The following is a 5,115-nucleotide window of genomic DNA, read 5'->3' on the forward strand; positions in this document are numbered from 1 at the left end:
CTTGACTCAAGCATTAATGCAGTACGATCTTCAAAGTTAAGATGATGGTATGACAATTTTATATACTCCATAAACCCTTTAAATTAATTAGGTGGTTTATGTCGCACTTCAAGTTTTACTCTGCCCTCCATTGTTTTCAATTTATCGGATTTCTAAAAACATGAGATATATGTTTCAATAAAAGTTTTTAAGAACTTTATACACCAAATACCAATGCTTCACTTATGATAAAGTGGATTAAAATTGCAGAAAATGGGTAAATCCATAAAAAATGTCAACATCTTCAAATATACAATTGTATTTCAATTTCCGTTGTTTATAGTTGGAACATTTTTTTAAATCTCTACACTCAAGGTTAGATTTATGTCTACTGCTCATAAAAAAGCATCCTTATTGCAAAAAGTCAGTAAAGGACTCACAGTTGGTTCAGTCATTACAGGAAGCACGTTTTTACATGGTCCCCCTGTTTTGGCACTCGGTTTTACCAAGCTGTTTAAAAAATCAAAAAAAGTAGACGAAACCAATATTCAATTGGCCAATAGCTGGATTGGTGTAAACAACCACCTGATTGAAAAGGTGCTGCCAAACCTAAAGTGGGATATGGGTATAGGAAGTTCAACCGCCCTTTTTGGCGAGTCTGGCGGGTAGGAAGCGGCCGCGCAAGCGCCGCTTTGGGCACAGATCGGGCACAGATCGGGGGTTCATGCGTGGGTTTTCGACATCGCGGGGCCACGCAGCGGCTCAGTGCGTAGCCATTTCTCACCGAATCCCGGCACAGGGCCGAGCGCAGCCCTGCGGGGTCGTGGCCGCATCGGATCGGACTCTGGCTTGGCTGCCGGCTGTGTGGCCGGCGCCTCATCACGCGGCGGGCGGCGGGGCGCGCGCTGCGGGCCGGTAGTGCGCTTGCTCCAGCGCGCCGTGTTTCTCGAAGTGGGCGAGGATGGCGCGAATGGCCTTGGGGTCTTCGATGCTGGCGACGATCCGCACCGCGCCGCCGCAGTGGGCGCAGGTGGTGATGTCGATGGAAAAGACCCGCTTGAGCCGTTGCGCCCAGCTCATCGCACGGCGCTTCTGCTCGGGGCTGCGCGGCTCGTCGTGGGCGCTGACGTCCACTGGCGCCGCATCGCCCGCAGGCCGCCTGCCGCGCCCCGAGGGCGTCAGCTGCGCGCGCAGGTTTGCATTCGGGGCGAATACGCCGTGGAAGCGGGTGAGATGCGCGCGTGGCGGCGGGACCAGTGCCGCCAGCTTGGCGATGAAGTCCACCGCATCCCATTCGACATGCGTGGTGCCATTGCGCCACGGCGTCTTGAGCTGGTAACGCACCCTGCCCTGTGGCGAGATCGATAGCCGCTGCTCGCTGATCGCCGGGCGCGTGATGTAGCGGCACAGCTTTTCGAGCTTGTGGCTTTCGTGTGCTTCCGCGGCCACGCCGGCATGCAGCGAGAAGCCGCCGACCTTGCCGGCGTCGCCCTCCAGCGGACCGGCGTCGCCAGGCAGCGTTTGCAGCGTGACGACCTTGCGGCCAGCGTCGCGACCGGTGGCGATGCGGTAGGTCATCGAACTCATCCGCAGCCCATCCATGCCGTCGTCGCTACCCGCGCTGTCGGACAGGAACACGGATTCGTCTTCGCCTTCGAGCCAGCCGCGGCGCGACAGGTGCCGGCACACGCGATGCGCGATGGTGTTGGCCAGTTCCGTCAGTTGCGCCGATGTGGGCGCACGGGTGCGGTGCAGGCGCGGCTTGCGCTGCGGACGCTCGGTGGTGTCCTCGTACACGCCGTCGAGCCACAGCATGTGGAAGTGGATGTTGAGATTCAGCGCGCTGCCGAAGCGCTGGATCAGGGTCACCACGCCGCATTGCGCCGTATCCCGCGGCACGCCGGCCTGATCGGCAAGCCAACCGGCGATCACACGATGCACGATGCCCAGCACCGGGCCGATCGCCTCAGGCTTGCTGGCGAACAGGAAGCGCAACGGGTACGGGAAACTCAGCACCCATTGCCGCACCGGCCGCGGGCCGAACACCTCGTCCACCAGATGCCGCGCCGACTCGGCCATGCGCCGTGCGCCGCAGCTCGGGCACAGCCCGCGCTTCTTGCAGGAATACGCCACCAGCCTCTCGGCACGACAGTGCTCGCAGACCACGCGCAGGAAGCCGTGCTCGAGCACGCCGCAGCGCAGGTAGGTCTCGAACTCCTCGCGCACATACTCGGGCAGCGGGCGGTCTTCGGCCTCAAGACGCGCGATGAAGTCCGGGTAGTGCGCCTGCACTAGCGCGTACAGCAGCGTGCGCTCGGGCAGGTGGCGCGCGTAACGCGCAGCGGCGTGGGCGGCCGGCAGTGGCGCGCACACCTCGGCCTGCCGCCGGGGTGCGGTCAGGCGCGGCACGCAGCGCTCCGTTGCAGGGACGGCTGCTCAGGGTTGCGCCCGCGAGCACGCGTTCATATCGGCGTTTTCTGATCTTCGCGTCAGACATTGCCGCGGGGCGGGTAGGAAGTCTCCCGCCTCGGACGCCAGAACGCACAAAGCCCGGCACGAGGCCGGGCTTTGTGGTCTTGCTTGATGGATCGCGGGGCTTAGAAATCCATGCCGCCCATGCCGCCCATGCCGCCGCCGGCCGGCATCGCCGGCTCGTCCTTCTTCGGGGCCTCGGCCACCATCGCTTCGGTGGTGATCATCAGGCCCGCGATCGACGCGGCGTTCTGCAGCGCGGTGCGGGTGACCTTGGTCGGGTCCAGGATGCCGAACTCGATCATGTCGCCGAACTCGCCGTTGGCGGCGTTGTAGCCGAACGCACCCGAACCTTCGACCACGCGGTTGAGGATGACCGACGGCTCATCGCCGGCATTGGTCACGATCTCGCGCAGCGGGGCTTCCATCGCGCGCAGGGCGATCTGGATGCCGTGGTTCTGGTCTTCGTTCACGCCCTTGATGCCGGCGATCGCCGCCTTGGCACGGATCAGGGCGACGCCGCCGCCCGGGACGATGCCTTCCTCGACGGCCGCACGGGTCGCGTGCAGGGCGTCTTCGACGCGCGCCTTCTTTTCCTTCATCTCGACTTCGGTGGCGGCACCGACCTTGATCACCGCAACGCCGCCGGCCAGCTTGGCCACGCGCTCCTGCAGCTTCTCGCGGTCGTAGTCGGAGGAGGTCTCCTCGATCTGCGCCTTGATCTGCTTGATGCGCGCCTCGATGCCCGCGCCTTCGCCGGCGCCATCGATGATGGTGGTGTTTTCCTTCGACACCTGGATCTTCTTGGCGCGGCCGAGGTCCTTGATGGTGGCCTTCTCCAGCGACAGGCCGACTTCCTCGGAAATCACCACGCCGCCGGTCAGGATCGCCATGTCTTCCAGCATCGCCTTGCGACGGTCGCCGAAGCCCGGGGCCTTCACCGCGCAGACCTTGACGATGCCGCGGATGGTGTTGACCACCAGGGTCGCCAGCGCTTCGCCTTCGACTTCCTCCGCCACGATCAGCAGCGGCTTGCCGGCCTTGGCCACGCCCTCGAGGACGGGCAGCAGGTCGCGCACGTTGGAGATCTTCTTGTCGTACAGCAGGATGAAGGGATCATCCAGGTCGGCCGACATCGACTGCTGGTTGTTGACGAAGTACGGGCTCAGGTAGCCGCGGTCGAACTGCATGCCCTCGACCACGTCGAGTTCGTTGTCCAGGCCGCTGCCTTCCTCGACCGTGATCACGCCTTCCTTGCCGACCTTGTCCATCGCCTGCGCGATCAGGTCGCCGATGTTGGCATCCGAGTTCGCGGAGATCGCGCCGACCTGGGCGATTTCCTTGCTGGTCGACGACGGCTTGGACAGCGACTTCAGTTCGCCGACCGCGGCCTTCACCGCCTGGTCGATGCCGCGCTTCAGGTCCATCGGGTTCATGCCGGCGGCGACCGCCTTCATGCCCTCGCGGATGAACGCCTGCGCCAGCACGGTGGCGGTGGTGGTGCCGTCGCCGGCGTTGTCGGAGGTCTTAGAAGCGACTTCCTTCACCATCTGCGCGCCCATGTTCTCGAACGCGTCAGCCAGTTCGATTTCCTTGGCGACGGAGACGCCGTCCTTGGTGATGGTCGGCGCGCCGTAGCTCTTCTGCAGCACGACGTTGCGGCCCTTCGGGCCGAGGGTCGCCTTCACGGCGTTGGCGAGCACGTTGACGCCGCGCACCATCTTGGAGCGCGCGTCTTCGCCGAAACGAATGTCCTTGGCAGCCATTGCGAATTACCTCGAAAAATTATTCGGATGAGAAATGTGTGGGAGCGACGCGCGATCAGCCGAGGATCGCGAACAGGTCGTCTTCCTTCACCACCAGCAGCTCGACGCCGTCCAGCTTCACTTCGGTGCCGCTGTACTTGCCGAACAGCACCTTGTCGCCGACCTTGACCTGCGGCGCGCGGACCTGGCCGTTGTCCAGCACCTTGCCGGTGCCGACGGCGACGACTTCGCCCTTGATCGGCTTCTCGGTGGCCGAATCCGGGATCACGATCCCGCCGGCGGACAGCTTCTCTTCTTCCATGCGCTTGATGACCACGCGGTCGTGCAGCGGCTTGATATTGGACATGGCAACCTCGGTAAATGGTTGATTGACGTGGAAAAACCCGGCGATTTTAGCAGTCGCGCGAAGCGAGTGCCAAACCGCGGACAACAGAACCGGGCGAACCCGGCATGCCACCGAGATGGGGCGGGCCCGCCGACTTTCAAGGGCCGCACGCGGATGTCCGCCAGGCCCGCCGGATCGGGGCAGCCGCTACCCTATGCCGGTGAGCGCCCTGATCTGCTTCTGCACCTGTCCCGACGCCGACAGCGCCGAGCGCATCGCCACCGCGCTGGTGGCCGAGCGCCTGGCCGCCTGCGTCAACCTCCTGCCCGGCCTGCGTTCGGTCTATCGCTGGCAACGCAAGGTCGAGGCCGCGGCCGAGGTCCTGCTGCTGGTCAAGACCAGTGCCGAGGCCTACCCCGCCCTGCAGGAACGCCTGCGCCAACTGCATCCCTACGAACTCCCGGAGCTGCTCGCGGTCGAAGCCGCGTCCGGCCTGCCCGAATACCTGCAATGGCTGGCCGCCGAGAGCCGACCGGTAAACTGAGCCAATGACCGCATCCACGATCCGCCTGC

The 5,115-nt window shown here is 63.1% G+C and carries 4 protein-coding genes and 1 pseudogene; 2 read left to right on the top strand and 3 right to left on the bottom strand.

All coding sequences use genetic code 11. The annotated features are described in order from the left end of the window. Positions 1-363: 363 nt before the first annotated feature. Positions 364-609, top strand: a pseudogene (locus HYI04_RS16505) (hypothetical protein); the annotation flags it as partial. Between the two features lie 249 nt (positions 610-858). Here HYI04_RS16505 and HYI04_RS16510 read toward each other — a convergent pair. The 3 genes from HYI04_RS16510 to groES all read right to left on the bottom strand — a co-directional run bounded on the left by HYI04_RS16510 (position 859) and on the right by groES (position 4,563). Further along, on the bottom strand, positions 859-2,352 hold the full coding sequence (locus tag HYI04_RS16510) for an IS91 family transposase (protein ID WP_043907034.1): 1,494 nt from the start codon (positions 2,350-2,352) through the stop codon (positions 859-861). 224 nt (positions 2,353-2,576) lie between these two features. Continuing rightward, complete coding sequence (groL, locus tag HYI04_RS16515) at positions 2,577-4,217, bottom strand: chaperonin GroEL (RefSeq protein ID WP_004201176.1); 1,641 nt, start codon at positions 4,215-4,217, stop codon at positions 2,577-2,579. 55 nt (positions 4,218-4,272) lie between these two features. Beyond that, entirely contained in the window at positions 4,273-4,563 is a 291-nt protein-coding gene (gene groES, locus HYI04_RS16520) for a co-chaperone GroES (RefSeq protein WP_004201172.1), read from the bottom strand. Positions 4,564-4,756: 193 nt separating this feature from the next. Between groES and cutA the strand changes: the two genes are divergently transcribed. Then, complete coding sequence (gene cutA, locus HYI04_RS16525; protein ID WP_004201171.1) at positions 4,757-5,086, top strand: divalent-cation tolerance protein CutA; 330 nt, start codon at positions 4,757-4,759, stop codon at positions 5,084-5,086. Positions 5,087-5,115: the final 29 nt, after the last annotated feature.

Origin of the sequence: Acinetobacter sp. SwsAc2, assembly GCF_013391465.1 — a bacterium.
Taxonomy (GTDB): domain Bacteria; phylum Pseudomonadota; class Gammaproteobacteria; order Pseudomonadales; family Moraxellaceae; genus Acinetobacter; species Acinetobacter johnsonii.